This window comes from Clostridium vincentii (assembly GCF_002995745.1).
Lineage (GTDB): Bacteria > Bacillota > Clostridia > Clostridiales > Clostridiaceae > Clostridium > Clostridium vincentii.
The window spans coordinates 29,259-49,963 of the sequence record NZ_PVXQ01000001.1 but is presented as its reverse complement, the minus strand read 5'-3'; the positions used below and the strand labels follow the sequence as shown (position 1 = coordinate 49,963).

Genomic DNA, 20,705 nt, shown 5'->3' with positions numbered 1-20,705 from the left:
TATTAAAATATTTTATGCAGTAGGAGGTTTTAAAAATGAATATAGTTGATAAATTGACTTTTTGTTTAGAAGAAGAAAGAATTCTTCCAGTTTCAAAAGAAACGTGGAACTCATTCAAGTTAAATCATTGTTTTCCAGAGAGTAAACAAGAGAAAAAAGAACAGTATAATTACATCAGTGAACAAGTTGGTAATAAATCAGGAATATATATTTATATGAAGGATGGAGATTACCTGTATATTGGGAAAGCTAAACCATTATCTAATAGAATAAGAAATCATTATGTAGAATCCTATAAACCAATACCTGATAATTGTCCTAAAGAGAAATCGAGATGGGATAGATTTTTTGCAGAATATAACGGGGAAGTAGAAATATATTGGAGAGAATTTGAAAGTGAAGAAGAAAGACAATTGGTTGAAATTATTTTAACAAAACTATTAAAGCCGGTGTTTCTTACATTTAAATAGAAAATTTTCATCTAAGTTCATATAGTACAAGGTATAAGGTTATTAAAAATGCGTCTTGTTTATACCATGTATTTGCAATGTTATAAAGTGAAATTAATTTTTGAAAGATTAGAGGAGATTTCCCTATAATAAAAGAAAAATGGAGGAAGCAAAAGTGAGAACAAAGTTAGTTAAAATAGTAGATACAGATGGTAATGTATATGAATACAATGGAGTAAAGAGGGCTTGTCTGGAATGTACATTACCTATTTGGTATGGAATATATCCAAGTAGAGTAGTACCAGGAAAATATGAAGAGTTATTTAGAAAAATAGCATCAGTAACAGTTGATGATACTGTTAGGTATAAAATTAAGGAGTAACTAATGATTAGTTGCTCTTTTTTAATTTAAGAAAGGAGCTGAAATAATGAAAGCATCAGAACTTAAAAATAAAGGAATAAAGTTCAAACTTAGTGATAAAGAATATGAATTAAAGTTTGATATGAACACCTTCTGTGAATTAGAAGAGGTATATGGTGATATTAATCAAGCCTTTGAAGATTTACAGAATAGAAAAATAAAAGCAATAAGAGCACTGATTTATTCAGCAATTAAAGCTGAAGATGAAAGTGTGACTTTAAAAGAAGTAGGAAGAATGCTTACTTTAAATGATATGGAGAGATTAGGAACAACTATTAATGAAGCATTGTTGATAGCAATGCCAGAAGTAACTGAAAACATGGGGGAATAGAAAGCCACACTAATTCTGAAGGATGGGATTGGGAGTGGCTTTTCTATTTGGGAACAAATCTTTTAAAAATGACAGAAGAACAGTTCTGGAGGAGTACACCTAAGAAACTGCAAGCTCTTTTCAATATATATAAAAGAGTAAATGGAATTGAGGAACAAGAAGATACTGATTATATAGATAATGTTATTTTCTAAGGGGGAGGTGATGTAATGGCAGCAGATACAAGTACAGTTGTAGCAAGAGTAGGTCTTGATGATAGAGGGTTTCAAGAAGGCGTAGCAAAAATTCAAAGGGGCTTAAAATTAGTTCAAAGTGAATTTTCAGCAGCAAGCACTAAGCTTGGTGACTTTGGTAAGTCTACTGATGGACTAAGACTTAAAGCAGATACTTTAAACAAACAAATAAATCTTCAAAAAGATAAAGTTGCGGCTTTAAATAAAAGCTTTCAAGAAAGTGTAGAGAAAAAGGGTGAAGATGCTAAAGCAACAGAAAACCTTAAAATAAAGCTAAATTATGCTACAGCAGAACTTAATAAAATGCAAAATGAGCTTAAGCAAACGACCAAAGAATTGAACACTAAAAGCTCTGCTTGGTACAAACTTTCTCAAAGTATGGACAAAGCAGGCGAAAAGATGAAGGCTGTAGGTGAGAAAATGTCCTCAGTTGGAACTAAACTTTCAACAGCTGTTACATTACCTCTCTTAGCAATTGGAACTGCCGCAGCTAAAATGGCTATGGATGCTGAAGAGTCAGAAAATCTCTTTGAAGTATCTATGGGTTCCATGGCAGGAGATGCAAGAAAGTGGTCAGAAGAAACCTCTAAGGCTCTCGGATTAAATGCTTATAGTGTAAGAGAAAGTGTAGCCACCTACAATGCAATGCTTACATCTATGGGGCTTACAGGGCAGGAATCTTTAAATATGTCAGAAGGATTAACACAGCTCTCTTATGATATGGCATCTTTTTATAATCTTAAGCCTGAAGAGGCTTTTCAAAAGCTAAAGTCAGGAATCACAGGTGAAGCAGAACCATTAAAAGCTTTAGGTATTTTAGTTAATGATACTACAATAAAGACTTATGCTTATACTAACGGTATTGCACAGCAGGGACAAGAACTTACTGAAGCACAAAAGGTTCAAGCAAGGTATGGAGCAATTATGGAAGCTACTAAAAATGCTCAAGGTGACCTTGGAAGAACAATGGACAGTCCAACTAATAAGATAAGAATAATGAAAGAACAAGCAGAGCAGATAGGTATTCAGTTTGGTCAGATATTAATTCCAATACTTGAAAAGCTTATGGCTGTTATAAAACCGTTAATGGATAGATTTCAAGGGCTGTCTAAGGAACAACAAGAAACAATAGTTAAAATAGGGTTAATTGTAGTGGCGCTTGGACCTATAATTTTAATCGTTGGGAAAGTAATTACCATCATTGGGACTTTAGTTTCAATATTTAGTACAGTTTCAGGTGCTATTGCAGCAGCTGGAGGTGCATCAGCTGCACTTGGAGCAGTATTTACAGCAATAACTGGACCAGTTGGAATTGTAATTGCTGTTATAGCTGGACTTATTGCCGTAGGTGTACTTCTTTATAAAAATTGGGATACCATAAAAGCTTCAATCAGTGGGGTATGGGAGTGGCTTAAAACTAGCATAGGCAATTCAGTAACAGCAATAAAAACAGCTATAGTATCTACCTGGGAGTCAATAAAGGCAGTGGTACTTCCAATAGTTGAGGGAATAGCAAATGTCATTAAAACTATATGGGAAGGTGTAAAAACAACTTTTGCTTTTATATGGGAAGTAATAAAGACAATTTTTATGGGTGCTTGGACTATAATTTCTTCTATTGTTCAAACCGCCATAAATATAATTGTAGCTGTGATTAGTGTTGCATGGCAGCTTATTCATACAGTAACAACAACTGTATGGAATGCTGTATCTGGAGTGATACGTACCGTTTGGAATGGAATTGTAGCATTTTTGAATCCAATAATTCAAGGAATAGTTAATTTTATTACAGGAGCATGGAATACAATAAAAGAAGTTACAACTACAGTATTTAATGCAATTTCCTTTGTTATAAGTACAGTATGGAATTCAATAGTGAATTTTATTACACCAATAATAAATTCCATAGTTTCTATTTTGACTACAGCTTGGAACATAATAAAATCAGTAACAACTACTGTATGGAATGCTATAGAGTCAGCTTTAAGCGCAGTATGGAATGGAATCAAAAATACAACCATGGCAGTTTGGAATTCAATCTCAGGTTTCTTTTCAAATATGTGGAGTGGTGTAACAAGCCTATTTACAAATACAGTTAATGGCATAAAAAATACTGTTTCTAATGTGTGGAATAGCATTTTAGGGGTTACAACTTCTGTGTGGGGAGGAATTAAATCAGCAATAATGTCACCAATTAATGCTGCAGTTAATTTTGTAAAAGATCAGATTGATAAGATAAAGAACTTCTTTAGTGGTTTAAATATAAAGTTACCCCATATTAATCTACCACATTTTAGTTTGGACGGAAAATTTAGTTTATCGCCTCCACAAGTTCCTCATTTAGCAGTTGATTGGTATGCAAGCGGAGGTATTTTTAATAGACCTAGTGTCATTGGAGTAGGTGAAGCTGGAACTGAAGCAGTTCTACCAATAGATAGACTTGATGAACTCATGGCTAGAGCCATTGAAAAAGTAAAAGGTAATGTAAATGGTGGGGGCTTAACTCTTAATATTGAGAATTTTATTAACAACACTGATAAAGATATAGAACAACTTGCTTATGAACTTGATTTTTATAGGCAAAGAGTATCAATGGGAAGGGGTGTTACCTAATGCTTAGCTTTACTTTTGGTGGTAAAAATAGTTTCACTGATTATGGCATTATAGTTTCAAGTAGGCCCAGTATTCCTTCCCCTAAAAGGAGAGTATCATATATCAATATACCTGGAAGAAACTCAAACTTAATATTTGATGAAGGGACTTATGATGATATAACCATTGTTTTAGAGTGCACTTCTAAAGATAGAAATAATCTAATGGATAAGATGGATAATATAAAGGCATGGCTATTTGAAGCTGGTGAAAGTGATTTAATTTTTAGCTTTAACCCTAATAAAAAGTATAGAGCTCAAGTAGTAAATTCAATAGATTTTAAGACAGTCTTTAGATGCGTTTTAGATTTTCCTATTATATTTAACTGTAAGCCCTTTAAGTATTTAGTAGAGAATACCTTAAGCACTATTAATCAGTCAGCAACAGAGGTTATAAATTCTGGGAATATAGAAAGTGACCCAATTATCTCTGTTTATTGCTTAGGAGATATTACATTAAAGATTAACAATGAACAGATAAAGTTAATTGATATAAATGGAAAGGTAATAATTAATTCAGAAATACAAGACTGTTATGATGATGAAGGAAATAGTTTAAATGAAAAAATGACAGGTGAGTTCCCAAAGCTAAAAACAGGAGTAAATATTATTGAATGGATTGGTACTGTTAGCAAGGTAGAAATCTTACCTAACTGGCGGTGGTTGTAGCTTTGATATGCTTATATGATAGAAAAACTTTAAAGGGGAATTTTAATAATAATGGGATTGCTATTTTAAATGAATGTATAAAGGCAGAAATTAATAATGAACTAAATGGTGATTATAGCTTAGAGATAGAGTATCTGGCAAATTCAAAGAAAGCTAAATACCTTCAGGAATTTAATATTATTAAAGCTGATGGTCAACTTTTTAGAATATATAAAGTTGAAAAGATTCAAGGAAACGATGATAGGATTAAGATTTGGGCTAAGCATATTTTTTATGACTTAGCCTTTTACTTTATAGAGAATGAAAAAGCGATACAGTGTAGTGTTAAGACTGCTATGCAAAAAGCAATGATGGGTGATTTATTTCTATTTTATATGGTTGATAGCGACATAATTACAAATAACTCCTTGGAAATGATAGAAGTTAATCCAGCAGAAACTATGTTTAAAATAATAGAGCAATGGGGTGCTGGAGAACTATATAGGGATAATTTTGAGATAAAGATATTAAACCAAATGGGTATGAGTACTGGAGTTTTAATAAAGTATGGTAAAAATGTTAGGGGAATTAAGATAACCTATGATGCTACAAATGTAGTAACAAAGCTATATCCTAAAGGAGCAAATGGCATTATACTTTCCGAAAAATATATCGATGTCCCAAATTGGAATAGTGGTTCATTTCCTCCTTTTCCTCTAATTAAAAAGGTTGAATTTAAGGATGCAAATGATGAGCCAACTTTAAGAATAATGGCAACGGAGGCAGCAAAAGCAATAGGTCTAACTAATGTAAATATTGAAGTGGATTTTATGGAATTAAGCAAAGCTAAAGAATATGAGAATTATAAAATGCTTCAGGAAGTAAAGGTTGGAGACTTTGTTATTGTACGGCACAGTAAATTTAATATCGATGTAGTAGTTGAAGTTATAAAGGTTAAGAAGGATATTTTAGTAGGTTATAATAGCAAAGTTGAATTAGGACAACCAAAATCAGCATTTGATGATATATCTAAAAAGCTTCAAACTGTAAAAGATGATTTAGGGAATATGGTAGCAAAGGTTGCTTCCAGCATAATGTACTACGCAAATACAACTGCATTGAGCGTGACTACAACTGTCATACAGCCAATATATTTAGGAGTAACTGCAGTTAGCAGTACTAATCTATCTATAAATTTAGCAATTTACGGAACAGCTTCAGTAGCATGCACTTTAACTATCAATATTCAATTGGATAATAAAACAATTCCCTTCACACCAAAGCAAAAGCTTCAAGCAGGAGATAATGTGATAGGAATTCCATTAGCTATTCCTCAAGTTAATTCTGGTGCACATTATTTAGGGGTTTTTCTAAGTACTGATACAGGGACTTTTACAATTCCTTTATATAATCTTCAATGCCTTATAGATGGAAGAAATCTTCAAGGAGGGTTAAGTTCAGAACCTCCACATGTTGAGTTAGCTGAAAAAATAGCCTACATTAATATTAAAAATACATCAACTATAAACACTGTCGCTTCATTTATAATGGATGAATTATTAAATTTTCAAATTTCACAGACAGTTTCCTATTTTAATATACCAGAAGATAAAATAACCCACTCAGTTTCAGTAACTTTAGCTTAATAGTATACATCATAATATATAAATAAATTTAGCCTAGGGAGGAGATAAAATGAACTTTAGAGAAAGTCTTGCCTATAGTGATAATCTAATAACTGGTGATCACTTAGAAATTATCAAAAAGAAACCCATAACCCCAATTAAAGGAGTTACAACAATTGAGATTTTTGATGACTTAACAAAGAAAAAAATACATGAAGTGAAGTCTGAAAATATTATTAATAATTTATCGAATAAGTATGCTTTCATGGATTATTATTATGAGCGGATAAAAGGAACAACAACATCAACAGTTTACAGTGCGCCTTTTCTTTATTTACTTTTGACAAGCTATGATGGAGCTGAAGATGCGGAGATAATGGCTCATAGAGGGGCATTAGTGGGATATGCACATAAGTCAACAGCTTACGCTGGTTCAGATATATTAAAAGGAACTATTAATACTGTAGAAACTCAATTGGATATAAGCGGGAATGGGCTTTTGCATTTTGTTTTCGACTTCCCGACTAGTGCAGCTAATGGAACTTTTCAAAGTGTGTGGTGGGCTCAAAAATATTCCATTGATAAGATAATTGCAGGCACTCAAATTGCACGAGGCCCAAGTGGTGAAGCAATTACTTTTAGTTACAGCTCAACTAGAGCTGCTATTACCCTTACAACAAAAAGTGGAAAGAAGCTTATAGTAACCTATAAAAGTAATGATTATTTAACTTCTGGTCTTTGCTATGGGGTTGATTGCTTTATAATAAATAATAACTTTGAAGTGACTAGTCAGTTTGCTATTTCAAGTAAGGTTTCAAGTTATATTTATAATCAATTCTGCGGAGTTGGTGTAGGGGATGATAGTTTAATTTTAATAAATGGATATGGAACATCCAATAACATCGCTATAGTAAATTTAACAACTGGCGCAACAAGTTATCTTAGCTTGGCAGCTCCTGATCAATATAATGTAGTGCAAATGGTTGGAAGTACCCTATATTTGGTTAGGGCTGATAAGATAAAAGTTTATACAGTTAATGGAAGTACAGTAACCTTTGTTAAGGATATACCTTTTACAAGTAATACTTATAATTATATGTATTTTCAGTTTCTTGATAATCTGCCACATTTCTGTAAGGCAGATGGTTATGTATATAAGTTAGAAAATGATAACCTGAAGCTATCAAATTATTATATAGAAAATGGAGAAGCCCGTATGAATCCTGATGATCCTTATAATAATATTTGGACAGGTAAGGGCATTATCATATCTACAACTTCTGGGCAAATAGTTTTAAATAAACTTAAATTTGCAAGTTATGTAGGTGCTCAAAATCTGTTACCTGAACCTATTACTAAAACAGCTACAAATACTATGAAAATACAATATGATTTTCAGATAGAAAAAGTTTTATAAGAATTAAGGAGGAAAAAGAAATGCAAAATTCAATTAATATTCTCCAAACAATATTTGCTACAATGGGTGGCTATGTTGGTTGGTTATTAGGAGGGGTTGATGGCTTTATGTATGCATTGATTGCTTTTGTTGTCATTGATTATGTAACAGGCTTAATGGTAGCAGTACTAGAAAAAAGGCTATCAAGTGAGATCGGGTTTAGAGGTATATTTAAAAAGGTGTTAATTTTTACATTTGTGGGCATAGGAAATATCATAGATGTTTATCTCGTTAAAAACGGTAGTGCAATTCGTACTGCTGTTATTTTTTTCTACATTTCTAATGAAGGGATAAGTATTATAGAAAACTCAGCTAAGGTAGGATTACCAATACCACAGAAATTAAAGGATATTTTAGGACAGTTAAATAAGGAGGATGATATTAATGGGTAGATTATGTTTTGATTATGGACATGGTGGAGAAGATGGGGGTGCTTGCTATAATGGTAGAAAGGAATCCAATGAGGTATTAAGTTTAGGGAGAGCAGTAGCTTCGGAGGTTAGAAGACATGGAATTGAGGTTGATGAAACCAGAACTAGTGATAATACAGTAAGCCTTAACGATAGAAGTAATTTTGAAAATAGAAATGCCTATGACTACTTTATATCCTTTCATAGAAATGCTTATAAACCAGAACAGGCTAGAGGGGTTGAAACTTTCACTTATCTAAACACAGGAGCAAATTCTAAAAGCTTAGCAGATAAGATACAAGCTTCGCTTGTAGGCTTAGGTTTTGTAAATAGAGGAGTTAAGCAAGCTAACTTTCATGTGTTAAGAGAAACCAAAGCACCAGCAGTTCTAATTGAGATAGGATTCATTGATAACAGTGGAGATAATAATTTGTTTGATGCAAAAAGAAATGAAATCATAAAGGCATTAGCAAAAGCTATATTATCACAAGTTGGAATTAATTATGCTGAAGCTTCAGCACCAACGCCAACACAACCACAACCAGCAAGTGGACAAACTCTTTATAGAGTAATGGCAGGTTCATATGCTGTAAGAGGAAATGCTGAAAATCAAGTTCAGAAGCTAAAGGCGGCAGGGTTTGATGCCGCAATTATGATATTTAATAAGTAGAAAATTAATTAAATAGCCTTTCCATATTTAATGTTTATAAACAAAAAGGGAAATTAATTTTATTTTTGGACATGATGAATGACGGAGGAGGCTATTTTGCTTACTTACTTTTTTAGGAGGTGAATTCTAATGACTGAGAATGAGAAAGAAAAAATAAAAAATATGAGGATAGAGGGGAAAAGTTATTCACAGATATCATTGTTACTTGGTATTAATGAAAATACTGTAAAGACCCATTGTAGGCGAAATAATTTAGGAGCTAAATGCATTAAACCTAATACAGAGAAGGACGTATATATTTCCTGCAAGAATTGTGGGAAACACTTAAATCAAGGAACAAAAGGTCAACCAAAGAAATTCTGCTCTGATGAGTGTCGTAGATCCTGGTGGAAAGCCAATGATAGTGAGCATATAAAAAAAGCTTATTATATTTTAAGTTGTACGGGATGTGGAAATAAGTTTGAAAGCTATGGCAACAATAACCGCAAGTTCTGCGGCCATGCCTGTTATATAAAATACCGTTTTAAGAAAGAGGGGGATTTAAATGACACAGCATCAATTTCAACGTGAAAAGAATTACAGAGTTTCCATTGCTATCGCTAAGGTTATGATTTTAAGAAAATTAATAAACGAGAAGGAATACAGTAAAATTGAAACAATGCTAATTACAAGATACAAGCCTGTTTTTGGAGGTTTATAACGCTTATTTACTTGCTATGTATCAAAATCGGAGCTAACATGGGTAACTGAAAGGAGGTGATTCCATGTCACGAAATATTAGAAAAATAAATCCTTCAGTACAAAAAGTACCTACAAAAAAACGTGTAGCTGCTTATGCAAGGGTATCAAGTGGAAAGGAGGCAATGCTTCATTCACTTTCAGCACAGGTTAGCTATTATAGTGATTTAATACAAAAGCATAAAGGCTGGGAGTATATGGGAGTTTATTCAGATGAGGCTATAACGGGAACCAAAGAAATTAGACCGGAATTTCAAAGACTCTTAGAGGATTGTAGAAATGGTAAAATAGATATGATAATTACAAAATCAATCTCTAGACTAGCAAGAAACACAGTTACCATGTTGGAAACTATAAGAGAACTGAAAGACATAAATGTTAATGTTTATTTTGAAAAAGAGAATATATACAGTATGAGCGGGGATGGTGAGTTAATGCTTACTATCCTCGCTTCTTTTGCGCAAGAGGAAAGTCGTTCAGTCAGTGAGAACTGTAAATGGCGTATTAGGAAAGGATTTGCAGATGGGGAGCTTGTAAATCTGAGGTTTATTTATGGGTATAAAATAAAAAAGGGGAAAATTGAAATCGAGGAAGAAGATGCAGAAATTGTCCGTATGATCTTTAAAGATTATATAGATGGTAGGGGGTGCACCAAAATTGCTAAGAAGCTTAGTGAAATGGGGGTTAAGAAACTACGAGGTGGAAAATGGAATTCAGAAAGAGTCGTTGAGATTATAAAAAATGAAAAATATACAGGCAATGCCTTACTTCAAAAAAAGTATGTAAAAGACCATTTGACAAAAACTTTAGTTTGGAATAAAGGCAATCTTCCACAATACTTTGCAGAAGGTACCCACCCACCTATTGTTGATTCAGACACCTTTCAAAAAGCACAAGAAATTTTATCTAAAAACAGAGAACGATATTCGCGAGTAAAAGAAAGTAGAAAGTATCCTTTTACTAGCAAAATAGTATGTGGTATATGTGGAAAGAACTACAAGCATAAGAATAAGAAAGGTAGGGTTTCATGGGATTGTTCCACATACTCAAAATATGGAAAGGATAGTTGTCCATCTAAGCAAATACCAGAGGAGACTTTATACATGGTAACAACTGAAGTTTTAGGAATTTCAAAATTTGATGAAGAGTATTTTGCAAAGAAGATAAAGGAAATACAAGTTCCAGAGGGAAAGCATTTAATTTTTGTCTTCTACGATGGTTCTATTATTAAAAAAGAATGGAGTTATAAATCACGAACTGAAAGTTGGAGCGAGAAAGTACGTCAGGATGTAAGAGCAGAAAGTCTTAAAAAGTTAGAAGGGAGGAATTAACTTTGTCACTAGCAAGAGCAATAACAGTAATACAACCAACAACAGGGAGACTTGCACCAGTAACTACAACAGCGGCTACAATAAAAAGGGTGGCTGCATATGCAAGGGTTTCTACGGATAATGATGAACAGATTTCAAGCTTTGATGCCCAGATGGACTATTATACAAGGCAGATTAAGGCAAATCATAGGTGGACATTTATTGAAGTCTACACCGATGAAGGAATTTCAGCGACCAGTACAAAAAAACGTGATGGATTTAAAAGAATGATTGCAGATGCATTATTGGGAAAGATAGACCTTATATTAACCAAATCAGTAAGCCGTTTCGCAAGGAACACTGTGGATACCCTTACAAATGTTAGGCAGCTTAAAGCAAAAGGTGTTGAGGTATATTTTGAAAAAGAAAATATCTATACCATGGATAGTAAGGGAGAATTATTAATAACAATTATGTCGAGCTTAGCACAGGAGGAAAGTAGGTCAATAAGCGAAAATGTTACATGGGGCCAGCGTAAGAGGTTTGCAGATGGTAAAGTAAGTCTTCCGTACAAGCATTTTCTAGGTTATGAAAAAGGTGAAGATAGCTTACCTAAAATTATTGAAAAGGAAGCGGTGGTTGTTAGGTTGATTTATAAAAAGTTTCTTGAGGGTAAGACACCATCAGGAATTGCAAAGCATTTAACCATAAATAAAATTCCAAGTCCAGCTGGTAAGGAAGTTTGGCAGCCCAGCACAGTACTGAGTATTCTTAAAAATGAAAAGTATAAAGGTGATGCTATGCTACAAAAGAGTTTTACGGTGGATTTTCTTACTAAGAAAAAGAAGATTAATGAGGGGGAAATACCACAGTATTACGTTGAAAAGAGCCATCCTGCAATAATTACTCCTGAGGTATTTGATCTAGTTCAGCATGAGTTTAAGAAACGTAAGGATGCCAAAGGTTACAAAACTGGTGGAAGTTGCTTTTCAGGTAAAATTGTTTGTGGTAAGTGTGGTAGCTTCTATGGGAGCAAGGTTTGGCATTCCACCAGTAAATATCGCAAAGTGATATGGCAATGCAATTCTAAATTTAAAAATGAAGAGAAGTGTAGCACTCCACACCTTTACGAGGAAAAATTAAAAGAGGCATTTTTAGGAGCTTTTAATAGCATTCTTAATAATAAAGATGAAATTTTAAAAGGGTATGAGGCAATTATCCAAGAATTAACCGATACTTCAAAGATTGATAAAGAAAGTGATAAGATCCAAAGTGAAATGGAGATAGTTACTGAAATGATTCATAAGTGTGTGGAGGAAAATGCCCATAGCACTTTAGACCAAGCAGAATATGAAGAGCGGTACAAGGCTTTAGTAGAACGATATGAAAGTATTAAAAAAGGAATTGAAGGAATAAATGAAAAGCGGCTAGAGTCAAGTGCTAAGCATGAAAGTATTGAAGCTTTTATTAAAGAACTAGAGAAAAGGGAAGGTTTGGTTACAGAGTTTGATGAAGACCTTTGGAATGCTACTATTGAAAAAATAATGGTGCATTCGGAGAATGAGATAACTTTTGTATTTAAAGATGGCATGGAATTAGATTGGAATATATAGAATCAATATCACCCGCAACTCTTTTGCTTGAGTTGCGGGTGCTGTTGTTTGTAATCATTTATGGTTTATATTGTAAATAAAGACTAAATGATTTATAATATTTCTATTGAAGTATGGAGGAATCGTAATAAAAACTTCGGACATGATACAACAGCTATGTGAACAAATGAGTCCGATTTATGATAGCTACGTTGATGAGGTGCTTCGTAATTTTAGAAATTGTGACAGCTTTTCATATTTCCAAGATGGTGATTTGAAGGACTATGTAAAATTCAAAGGCATACTGATTGATTTCCGTGTATTCTATAGCCTGGATAAATATAACATTAAGCAAATCGACCAGTATGTTTGGCAGCTAGGGAAGGATTACTTCCCGAAGAAGTGCGGAAAGAAAAAATAAACGAAAATATAGGAGAAGATAACATGGCTAATTTTTTAGAAAAGTTTCAGTCTGATAATCGCGTAGCAAGACAGGAAATGATAGATAAAGAAGTGGCTATCGCGAAGGAAGAATACATAGTTAAGGCTGCTGCAGCTTTACTGGAAGCAAAGGTAAAAGAAGATAAAATCAAAGAGTTGCTATTTAAATATTGGGATCTAAGACCAAGCGATGCAGCGCTATTCCTTCAGAAAGCAAAAGATACACATTTGGAGGAACAAAAATGACAAACAATGAAGAACAGGCATTGAAGGATTTCTTGTTAGACATTGATTGCCTAAAACAATTAGATGACTGGACTGATGATTTTAACCTGTTTGATGTGCTAAGAATTACAAATATGGAAATTCGTCATAGTAATATTCTGGCATGGATTTTTGATCCAAATGAGAATCATGGTTTGGGAGATTCTTTTATTAAATCTTTTATTACAAAGGTTGTTAGTAAGTGCGACCAGAATAAATATAATGCATTTGATTTGCTACTGCAGGATTTCTATTCTTATCAGGTTTATAGAGAATCCAATCACATGGATATTGTTCTCGCCTCTCGCGAAGAAAAGACAGCAGTTATTATCGAGAACAAGATATGGTCGGGAGAATCATCTCATCAGCTAAATGATTACTTAGAGAAAAGTAAGACAGAGTACAAAGACTGCAATCAGATTTTGTATGTATTTCTTACTCCTTATGGCAGAGAAGCAAGTGATCCGGATAATTGGATAGCATTCTCATATGGGGAAATAATCGATTCCTTGGAGAGCTCTATAAAAGGAATGAACCTTCGTGATGAGGTTGTGCTGGTGATACACAACTATATTGATATAGTGAGGAAGAACATTATGAAAGAAAAAGATGAAAAGTTAGTTAGAATTTGTAATGAGATTTACAACAAGCATAGAATAGCCCTGCGGTTAATTTTTGAAAATGTTAACATAGATAACTCTATAGAGCATGAAATTATCTGTGAGACACTTAGAGAACTTAATGATAATGGAAAGATTATTTTTAAGGATGAGAATAAGTGGCAGTTCTTCACAGCATCAATGGATGAGTATCTTCCGGCATTAGATACGGCAGATAGTTCATGGGGTACAAATTTGGTTTACTATTACTGGTTTGAGAAGGGTGAAGATAAGTTAATTATCCATTTTGAACTTGGTGGATGGAATCTTACAGATGAATTAACGAAGAGGACTAATGCATTAATTGAAGCCTCAAAAAAGAAGGTAGATGAATATCGTTATAAGAGACTTTACTATAAGGCTGTAAAACTTTCACAAGATGATTACGAGGCAAGCTTAAGAAATGCTACGAAATCTTTAGTAAAGAGTGCTCTTGAGAACGAGAAAAAACTGCTATCTACGGTGAAGGAAACAGTTGCTGAGTCTTAATGGCATTGATATGTTTCCACATACCGCGAACGGACTAAAAAACGGTTGACCTGTTCCCAAGAACATCGACACAATAATGGAAACTCGGGCTAACCGTTGACTTGTTTCCGAATATTGCGAAAAGCTTAATTAAGAAGGATATTATGACAAATGTAACTTTGATAAGATTAAAGGTACTCTTGATGCGGTTGACTAACCGTTAAAGAGAAAAAATTGAGGTGTTCAAATGCTTACTATTGAGGAATACATTGCCAGAAGGAAAAAAGAAGATAAACTTAATGAGTTTGACCTTGATGCACGCACTCAAAACATGAAAATTTGTGTTGACTATATATTTGAGTACTTTAACAACTACCTCAATACTACAGAAGCTGATGAAAAAACTGTACTACATAATGAAAAGCTGGAGAAGTATCGTAAGCAGCTTAGGGAGTATGAGCCTGAAGTTAGGGAATGGGTGGTTGGCATATATAATGAGTATGGGAAGCAAATGCATAGGTACATTGGAAACATTATGAAGGAGAATGAGCTGTTCTTTTTATATGTTACTGACAGTGAATTTAGAAATGCATCATATGATTGTTACTCAAGGTTAATTAAAAAGTTTTCGTTCCTCAAGGATCAGACAGAAATGTTATTTCTTTTTATTAAAGACTATCACAGGGTTGAGAGTGAACAGCGGTTTGGCTTTGGGATACCATCAATATCGGAAGAAATAACTGATTGGGTCGATAAAACCTGGGCAAAACACCAGGTTAATCTTCTTGCTTTTGCTTACGACTGGATAAATAGTTTTTATGAAAACGAGGATATTTGGCCTTCAACACATAGAAAGAAGAGCCAATATACTTGGAGAAAGTATGATTATGATTATAAGCAGAAAAGTAATCTCTTTAACCTGGATTCACTGTATAGAAAGATGCCGAAGAAATCATTTGTCAAAGGAAGGAAGCAAGAATTAGAAATTCTATTTATGTACTATTGGCTTCATGACATGGAAGGCGATAATGATTATTGGCAGGAGTATTTAGAGACAGTCTTGCCAGCTTTAAAAAAAGAGTAGTATAGGGGGCCGAAAGCTATGATAGATAAAATTATATATCGATTAGACGATGATATTTCCTTTCGTAAATGCAGTTTACATGATGAGAGTAAGGTAAATCATGGAGATTGTACAAATTATTATACGAAAGAAATCAGCTGGAAGGATTATTATTTTTGTAATCAAGAGGGTATTCATTTACATTGTTCTAAGCATCCAGAAATTGAATTGAATATTGATAGTCAATATGGCGAAGTAGGACTTGTCTGTCCAAAGTGCCAAAAAAGAATAGAAATTGATAGCCTAAAATCAGTTTATTCACGTTGCCAAAAGCTACTGAATATTGAACTGTTTAAGGATGCAAAGCTTATTAGGTTAGATGATTGGTATATTCCAGAAGTAAAGGAAAAAATCAAACCAGATCCTGACTATTGGATAAATACCAATGTCAAAACAGATAAGGATGGGAATACTATAGTAGTGCTTTATATAGGATACAAAGGAAGTAAGGATAAAGTACAGTTCTTTATAAAGCCTGAAAAGGGACAACTTTCAAGTGATCATAAAGATATGGATCCAACAAAGGTTCTCTCAAAAATTGTAGTTACATTAAAAAATCGTACCTTATCGCAAGAATACGAAGATGAGTAAACAACGCTATTAGGGGATTATGATATTCATAACCAATTTTGACAAGTGCAAGTATATAAGGAGAATAACAGTACAGAGAACTTCAAAACTGTTGGTATGTTTCCGCAAACCTCCAAAACGCTAAAAAAATGGTTGACATGTTCCCAAGAACGCAGACATCAATAATGAACACTCAAATATATCAATACAAGTGTGTGCACCTTTTAGCAGAAATACATATAATTTAGCGATATTAATAATACTACTTTTAATTAATAAGCCGCTTAACTGTATCAAAATCATAGTGCTTGGACATATGATCACTAAGATTGTGATACAATGTAAACCCACTGATTTCAGTGGGTTTTATTGTTTTTTTAGGACATGCCTTGATAGAAATTTTTGACTTTTAGAGATTAATTTATAGATTTTTATAGTGAACATGCACACCCCTGATGTTTTGGAATTAAGGGTGTGCATTTTTTTATTGGGGTGTGCACTTTTTAGCGGATAAGATATAATTAATCATTAATTGTATAAGAAGCATTGCTAGAACATCTTTAAAACGTATATAATATTATGCAAAGAGTGGTAAAATACAAAGATTTTGTATGAAGGAGCTTTATATTATTTCTGAATCAAAAACAACAGCAAAAGGCTATATTAACAGGAATAAACAGAAAAACTTAGGATGCAGATATGAGAAAGGTTCTGATCACGGACAATATTTTTATATATTAGAATGTCAACATTGTGGGAAACAATATAAAAGTAACGGCTCTGATATCTTTCAAAGAAAATGTCCAGAATGTCAAGGTGGTAATCCTTAAGATATGTTTTCGTGGAATGGGCACGTTGATACGGTGGTATTGATGTCAAGGGAAATGAAGTTTCTGATATGGGCGTTGTGGCATAATAGGATAACAGGGGGAAAGGAGATAGTTATGGCAAATGTGAGCAATCAGCTTAAAAAGAATATTAAGTATCTACGAACTGCTTATGGTGAATCACAATTAGACCTTGCGTTAGCTGTTGGACTTGATTCTCCAAATGCGATAGCAAATTATGAAAAAGGAATACGTAGTCCTAAGCCAGACACAAGGAAAAAGATAGCATCTCATTATCGTATTACCGAAGATGAACTGACACATTCAGATTTTTCAGGTTTGCACTTTTCTACATCTCAACTGGGAGATAAGAAAAAAATGATGGAAATGACAATGTTGATGTTTCCTATCATCTGTACTGAAAGAACGATGGAAGATGCTTCATTTAAACAAGGCTATGCTGCCCATATGCGTGCACTTGAAGCAATGAAAGAAGGACGTGAGTTTGCAGATACTGACTATGATATCTGTGTTAGCTCATATTCTGATTCATATGATAATTCAGAAACACCAGAGTCGATTGCAAATCTTTTGTGGTGGTTTTTGATTTCAGAGCTGAGTGTAAAAAATCAGTGGATGATTGAAGGTGCGAAAGCATTAAATGATAAACGTGTTAGCGACATCAATTTCTACAAAAAATTTTATTTAAAAGATTGTACGGTTTCTGAGGAAGAAAATCTGTCAGAGGATATCGAACAAAAAGATTTAGAAGATTTGGAAGAAGTCATAATCGAATTACTAAAAGAGCTAAAAACATATACAGAAGTATCTGCTCTTGCAGATTACTATATAGCCATAAGATATATTTTAGGGTGTGTCAATAATAACTTAACCGAAGGAATGAATAAGGCGATTGGCGGAGAAATGATGTTGTCCTTTATGAGTCTTGGAAATGAGTATGCTAAGAAATTTATTTTGCAGGGAATTAGGAATTCTCCAAAATAAATACAGGAATTTTATGAACCTCACAAAGCGTGAGTGACAAAATCCTCTGAGCGAATATAATAGATACATAAGCATTCAAAATTTCGTTAAGGAGGATTTCATATGGAAGAACAGAAAACCGAATTTATACAGTGGGTCAAGACTCATAAGAAAGATCTTATTATTGCAGGAGTAAGTATTGCAGCGATAATTGGTATCATTGTTGGAATAAAAAACAAAGATTCAATTAGGGCATTGTGGGAGTCTTTACGCAAAAGTATGGAAAAGGATCCGATCAAATCATTAGTATATCCTTGTGAAATGGTTGAGAAGATTACATATGAGTCAGTTCCAGTGGTTAATGCTGTTTCATCAACAGAAATTATAAAATTTCCATCGAGCCATAAGTCACAGGTTTCTTTTGAAGTATGCGATCATATACGAAATTTACCTGATGGTCGGAATGCTTCAGCTAAAAAAATAGCAACTGCAGCAGAATACGGGTATAATCTTAAACCGAGACAAACATGGGTTGATACATACACTAAAGGCATAGAGGTTGCGTAACAATATATAAAATAAGGAGGAAGTTCTTATGGGATTGTTTGATGATTTTAAAGGAAAAAAAAGCTGGGAAGAAGAAAATGCCTATACAGGAGAGACCTCTGAATGCCCACGATGTGGACATTCTCTAACTAAAAAATATGTTTTCAGCGGAATGTATTGCGAAAATTGCAGGTATGGTTTAGATGATGACGACGACGATGATAGCGAATCTTTAAGTGTTTATGAAGCTGCAGAAATTTGGGCTTCACATGGAAAAGACGAAGATTACATGTTTGGGTACTCCGAAGAAGAATTAGAAGATGCTCTCTAAAAGAAAGCCCTCCCGGCCATCATCGAGATATATCGGAGTTAGTATTTAAGTTTATTTGGACAAACCTTAGTAAAAAAAAATAAGTTTTGAGCTTAGATTTATAGATTTTTATGTTGGACATGCACACACCTAATGTTTTTGAAATTAGGGGTGTGCATTTTTAGAGTGGTGTGTGCACAATTTAGCAGTATTAGATTGTAGATTTAAAAGTAGTAATTTAAAATGGAAATATGAAACTTATAATTAAGATAAGTAAATAATTTATAGGGTCATGAATTTATTTTTAGGAGGACTTAGAACATGAAAGCATATCAGATTAAAATAGAACTAATAGATTCCAAACCTCCAATTTGGAGAAGAGTCATTATTCCAGCAGATGTTACTTTTAAAAGACTACATGATACAATTCAGTTTGCTATGGATTGGTGGGATAGGGATTTATACAAATTTGAGCTTTTAGAGGAGAAACTTTAACATAAGGCAGCCACAAACTTTAAAAATAGATAAGTATATTGAAAAATATAAAACCTTTGAGTATGTCTATGATTTTGGTGACTACTGGAAACATAAAATTGAATTAGAAAAAATAGTAGAAGATTATCCATTTGGATATCCAGTAGTTATAGAAGGAGAAGGTGCTTGCCCACCAGAGAATGTGAGAGGACTTGGTGGATATGTAAAATTTCTTGAAGCTTGGAACAACCCAGAGCATGAATAACATGATGCTGTAAGGATGTGGGATGAGAGTCAGCATTATCGTGATTTTGACATAGACTTTATAAATAACCTGCTTAAGTCTTGTTTGAAATTAAAGAAAAATGAGAGATTAAATGAGTAATGCAAAGTAGGAATTATATGTTTCCGCAGACAACCCATGTGGAGTGCGTTGTTAGGATAGAGAAGAAATAGGCTGGTAGCAAAGGGTTTAGAGGTTTTCAGGTAAAAATTGAAGTGTGTTTTATGTTCCCTCAGACGAGAGTTTGAGGGAGATTTTGGGTTAGGGGGGGCGTATAAATATGCAGAACTAAGGGTATTTGCGTATTTGTTGAATGGGTTTATATTACTATTTCAGAGTGATGGTGGTGTTCCCACAGAATAAGTTTGGGAATTTTTTATTAAGTGGGTTGCCGTCTAATATAAATGCGATTGATTGACTTTCGGCGCAATTATGCTTATACTGAAGCAGTAGAATTATAAACATGGAGAAGAAGTCATCTGTGATATTAATTGTAAAATTGTATGAAAGTCTGTAAATTAGCGATGTATTGTTAATAGTGCAATAGATATATGTAAAATTTGGAGTGTAAGTGATGAATTATATAACAATTAAAGATGCAGCAGAAAAGTGGAATCTTTCAATAAGAAGGGCCCAAACTTTATGTGAAGAAGGACGTGTATTAGGGGTAACTAAATTCGGAAATGCGTGGGCTATTCCAGCAGATGCAGAGCGCCCAAAAGATGGTCGTGTGAAATCAGGCAAATATAAAAACTGGCGGAAATAAGGTGATGATTGAGAGAGAGATTTGTATGGGATGATATTATGTTAATAGGTTTCACCTAACTTTTCAGTTGAATAGTATGTATTCATGGAAAAGCACTACCCATTAAACGTAGGATAAAAAAGGATTTGACATAGGAGGCATTTATGAATGCAGTATCTTTATTCGCAAATATAGGAGTAGCCGAGGCCTATTTAAAAGAGATCGGTATAAATATCGTGGTAGCAAACGAAATCGTAAAACGTAGAGCAGATTTGTACTCAGAAATATATCCAGAATCTAAGATGATTTGCGGAGATATAAACGATGAAATTATATATAGTGCAATAGTCAATGAATGTATTTATAATAATGTAGAGATAGTTATTGCAACACCACCATGCCAAGGAATGAGTACTGCTGGACCCCGGTAACTGTCAATATAGTTGTCGCATAAATAATAAATTTTTTAAATAACTT

The 20,705-nt window shown here is 33.6% G+C and carries 26 protein-coding genes; all 26 read left to right on the top strand.

From position 1 onward, the window contains the following. Window positions 1-35: 35 nt before the first annotated feature. Window positions 36-470: a GIY-YIG nuclease family protein gene (locus CLVI_RS00240; protein ID WP_106058106.1), complete on the top strand. Its 435-nt coding sequence runs from the start codon at window positions 36-38 to the stop codon at window positions 468-470. A gap of 154 nt (window positions 471-624) precedes the next feature. After that, window positions 625-831: a hypothetical protein gene (locus CLVI_RS00235; RefSeq protein WP_146127293.1), complete on the top strand. Its 207-nt coding sequence runs from the start codon at window positions 625-627 to the stop codon at window positions 829-831. A gap of 46 nt (window positions 832-877) precedes the next feature. Then, window positions 878-1,201, top strand: a complete 324-nt coding sequence (locus tag CLVI_RS00230) for a hypothetical protein (protein ID WP_106058104.1) — start codon at window positions 878-880, stop codon at window positions 1,199-1,201. 68 nt (window positions 1,202-1,269) lie between these two features. Further along, window positions 1,270-1,395 carry a hypothetical protein gene (locus tag CLVI_RS17930; RefSeq protein ID WP_278320489.1) on the top strand — a complete coding sequence of 42 codons (126 nt, stop codon included), beginning with the start codon at window positions 1,270-1,272 and terminating at the stop codon, window positions 1,393-1,395. Window positions 1,396-1,410: 15 nt separating this feature from the next. Next, the gene (locus tag CLVI_RS00225; RefSeq protein ID WP_106058103.1) at window positions 1,411-4,047 is read left to right on the top strand and encodes a phage tail tape measure protein; all 2,637 of its coding nucleotides are present in this window, start codon (window positions 1,411-1,413) and stop codon (window positions 4,045-4,047) included. Next, window positions 4,047-4,754, top strand: coding sequence for a distal tail protein Dit (locus CLVI_RS00220; protein WP_106058102.1), 708 nt, complete (start codon window positions 4,047-4,049; stop codon window positions 4,752-4,754). The genes CLVI_RS00225 and CLVI_RS00220 overlap by 1 nt, the downstream gene beginning before the upstream one ends. Before the next feature lie 2 nt (window positions 4,755-4,756). Next, the gene (locus CLVI_RS00215) at window positions 4,757-6,379 is read left to right on the top strand and encodes a phage tail spike protein (protein WP_106058101.1); all 1,623 of its coding nucleotides are present in this window, start codon (window positions 4,757-4,759) and stop codon (window positions 6,377-6,379) included. Window positions 6,380-6,428: 49 nt separating this feature from the next. Continuing rightward, window positions 6,429-7,775, top strand: coding sequence for a hypothetical protein (locus CLVI_RS00210; protein WP_106058100.1), 1,347 nt, complete (start codon window positions 6,429-6,431; stop codon window positions 7,773-7,775). Between the two features lie 20 nt (window positions 7,776-7,795). Next, a complete protein-coding gene (locus CLVI_RS00205; RefSeq protein WP_106058099.1) occupies window positions 7,796-8,206 on the top strand; it encodes a phage holin family protein in 411 nt (136 codons plus the stop codon). Beyond that, a complete protein-coding gene (locus CLVI_RS00200) occupies window positions 8,199-8,894 on the top strand; it encodes an N-acetylmuramoyl-L-alanine amidase (RefSeq protein ID WP_106058098.1) in 696 nt (231 codons plus the stop codon). Before CLVI_RS00205 ends, CLVI_RS00200 begins: the two co-directional genes overlap by 8 nt. 129 nt (window positions 8,895-9,023) lie before the next feature. After that, a complete protein-coding gene (locus CLVI_RS00195; RefSeq protein WP_106058097.1) occupies window positions 9,024-9,464 on the top strand; it encodes a sigma factor-like helix-turn-helix DNA-binding protein in 441 nt (146 codons plus the stop codon). Beyond that, window positions 9,439-9,594 (top strand): SHOCT domain-containing protein, encoded by a 156-nt coding sequence (locus CLVI_RS17320; RefSeq protein WP_170065554.1) that lies wholly within the window; start codon window positions 9,439-9,441, stop codon window positions 9,592-9,594. The genes CLVI_RS00195 and CLVI_RS17320 overlap by 26 nt, the downstream gene beginning before the upstream one ends. A 64-nt stretch (window positions 9,595-9,658) precedes the next feature. After that, window positions 9,659-10,963 (top strand): recombinase family protein, encoded by a 1,305-nt coding sequence (locus CLVI_RS00190; RefSeq protein ID WP_106058096.1) that lies wholly within the window; start codon window positions 9,659-9,661, stop codon window positions 10,961-10,963. 2 nt (window positions 10,964-10,965) lie between these two features. Then, window positions 10,966-12,555 (top strand): recombinase family protein, encoded by a 1,590-nt coding sequence (locus tag CLVI_RS00185; RefSeq protein WP_106058095.1) that lies wholly within the window; start codon window positions 10,966-10,968, stop codon window positions 12,553-12,555. Between the two features lie 348 nt (window positions 12,556-12,903). Further along, window positions 12,904-13,221 carry a hypothetical protein gene (locus tag CLVI_RS00175; RefSeq protein WP_207655297.1) on the top strand — a complete coding sequence of 106 codons (318 nt, stop codon included), beginning with the start codon at window positions 12,904-12,906 and terminating at the stop codon, window positions 13,219-13,221. Then, entirely contained in the window at window positions 13,218-14,387 is a 1,170-nt protein-coding gene (locus CLVI_RS00170) for a PDDEXK-like family protein (protein WP_106058092.1), read from the top strand. Before CLVI_RS00175 ends, CLVI_RS00170 begins: the two co-directional genes overlap by 4 nt. Before the next feature lie 226 nt (window positions 14,388-14,613). Further along, a complete protein-coding gene (locus CLVI_RS00165) occupies window positions 14,614-15,450 on the top strand; it encodes a hypothetical protein (protein WP_106058091.1) in 837 nt (278 codons plus the stop codon). A gap of 18 nt (window positions 15,451-15,468) precedes the next feature. Further along, entirely contained in the window at window positions 15,469-16,080 is a 612-nt protein-coding gene (locus CLVI_RS00160) for a hypothetical protein (RefSeq protein ID WP_106058090.1), read from the top strand. Between the two features lie 590 nt (window positions 16,081-16,670). Continuing rightward, the gene (locus CLVI_RS17620; RefSeq protein WP_106058089.1) at window positions 16,671-16,889 is read left to right on the top strand and encodes a hypothetical protein; all 219 of its coding nucleotides are present in this window, start codon (window positions 16,671-16,673) and stop codon (window positions 16,887-16,889) included. Window positions 16,890-17,003: 114 nt separating this feature from the next. Continuing rightward, entirely contained in the window at window positions 17,004-17,891 is an 888-nt protein-coding gene (locus tag CLVI_RS00150) for a helix-turn-helix domain-containing protein (protein WP_170065553.1), read from the top strand. Between the two features lie 102 nt (window positions 17,892-17,993). Then, window positions 17,994-18,437 (top strand): hypothetical protein, encoded by a 444-nt coding sequence (locus CLVI_RS00145; RefSeq protein WP_106058087.1) that lies wholly within the window; start codon window positions 17,994-17,996, stop codon window positions 18,435-18,437. A 28-nt stretch (window positions 18,438-18,465) separates the two neighbouring features. Next, complete coding sequence (locus CLVI_RS00140) at window positions 18,466-18,747, top strand: hypothetical protein (RefSeq protein WP_106058086.1); 282 nt, start codon at window positions 18,466-18,468, stop codon at window positions 18,745-18,747. Between the two features lie 300 nt (window positions 18,748-19,047). Beyond that, window positions 19,048-19,221 (top strand): IS1096 element passenger TnpR family protein, encoded by a 174-nt coding sequence (locus CLVI_RS17925; protein WP_278320488.1) that lies wholly within the window; start codon window positions 19,048-19,050, stop codon window positions 19,219-19,221. A gap of 1 nt (window position 19,222) precedes the next feature. After that, window positions 19,223-19,465 (top strand): plasmid pRiA4b ORF-3 family protein, encoded by a 243-nt coding sequence (locus CLVI_RS17920; protein WP_341458724.1) that lies wholly within the window; start codon window positions 19,223-19,225, stop codon window positions 19,463-19,465. Window positions 19,466-20,057: 592 nt separating this feature from the next. Continuing rightward, window positions 20,058-20,249 (top strand): DNA-binding protein, encoded by a 192-nt coding sequence (locus CLVI_RS00130; protein WP_106058085.1) that lies wholly within the window; start codon window positions 20,058-20,060, stop codon window positions 20,247-20,249. Between the two features lie 143 nt (window positions 20,250-20,392). Next, complete coding sequence (locus CLVI_RS00125) at window positions 20,393-20,659, top strand: DNA cytosine methyltransferase (RefSeq protein ID WP_106058084.1); 267 nt, start codon at window positions 20,393-20,395, stop codon at window positions 20,657-20,659. Window positions 20,660-20,705 lie beyond the last annotated feature (46 nt).

Coding starts and splice junctions, on each gene's coding strand:
- CLVI_RS00220 (WP_106058102.1), top strand. CDS start 4,047: ATGCTTAGCTTTACTTTTGGTGGTAAAAATAGTTTCACTGATTATGGC.
- CLVI_RS00165 (WP_106058091.1), top strand. CDS start 14,614: ATGCTTACTATTGAGGAATACATTGCCAGAAGGAAAAAAGAAGATAAA.
- CLVI_RS17620 (WP_106058089.1), top strand. CDS start 16,671: ATGAAGGAGCTTTATATTATTTCTGAATCAAAAACAACAGCAAAAGGC.
- CLVI_RS00145 (WP_106058087.1), top strand. CDS start 17,994: ATGGAAGAACAGAAAACCGAATTTATACAGTGGGTCAAGACTCATAAG.
- CLVI_RS00195 (WP_106058097.1), top strand. CDS start 9,024: ATGACTGAGAATGAGAAAGAAAAAATAAAAAATATGAGGATAGAGGGG.
- CLVI_RS17930 (WP_278320489.1), top strand. CDS start 1,270: ATGACAGAAGAACAGTTCTGGAGGAGTACACCTAAGAAACTGCAAGCT.
- CLVI_RS00130 (WP_106058085.1), top strand. CDS start 20,058: ATGAATTATATAACAATTAAAGATGCAGCAGAAAAGTGGAATCTTTCA.
- CLVI_RS00205 (WP_106058099.1), top strand. CDS start 7,796: ATGCAAAATTCAATTAATATTCTCCAAACAATATTTGCTACAATGGGT.
- CLVI_RS17320 (WP_170065554.1), top strand. CDS start 9,439: ATGACACAGCATCAATTTCAACGTGAAAAGAATTACAGAGTTTCCATT.
- CLVI_RS00160 (WP_106058090.1), top strand. CDS start 15,469: ATGATAGATAAAATTATATATCGATTAGACGATGATATTTCCTTTCGT.
- CLVI_RS00240 (WP_106058106.1), top strand. CDS start 36: ATGAATATAGTTGATAAATTGACTTTTTGTTTAGAAGAAGAAAGAATT.
- CLVI_RS00125 (WP_106058084.1), top strand. CDS start 20,393: ATGAATGCAGTATCTTTATTCGCAAATATAGGAGTAGCCGAGGCCTAT.
- CLVI_RS00150 (WP_170065553.1), top strand. CDS start 17,004: ATGGCAAATGTGAGCAATCAGCTTAAAAAGAATATTAAGTATCTACGA.
- CLVI_RS00225 (WP_106058103.1), top strand. CDS start 1,411: ATGGCAGCAGATACAAGTACAGTTGTAGCAAGAGTAGGTCTTGATGAT.
- CLVI_RS00210 (WP_106058100.1), top strand. CDS start 6,429: ATGAACTTTAGAGAAAGTCTTGCCTATAGTGATAATCTAATAACTGGT.
- CLVI_RS00200 (WP_106058098.1), top strand. CDS start 8,199: ATGGGTAGATTATGTTTTGATTATGGACATGGTGGAGAAGATGGGGGT.
- CLVI_RS00140 (WP_106058086.1), top strand. CDS start 18,466: ATGGGATTGTTTGATGATTTTAAAGGAAAAAAAAGCTGGGAAGAAGAA.
- CLVI_RS00170 (WP_106058092.1), top strand. CDS start 13,218: ATGACAAACAATGAAGAACAGGCATTGAAGGATTTCTTGTTAGACATT.
- CLVI_RS00230 (WP_106058104.1), top strand. CDS start 878: ATGAAAGCATCAGAACTTAAAAATAAAGGAATAAAGTTCAAACTTAGT.
- CLVI_RS17925 (WP_278320488.1), top strand. CDS start 19,048: ATGAAAGCATATCAGATTAAAATAGAACTAATAGATTCCAAACCTCCA.
- CLVI_RS00190 (WP_106058096.1), top strand. CDS start 9,659: ATGTCACGAAATATTAGAAAAATAAATCCTTCAGTACAAAAAGTACCT.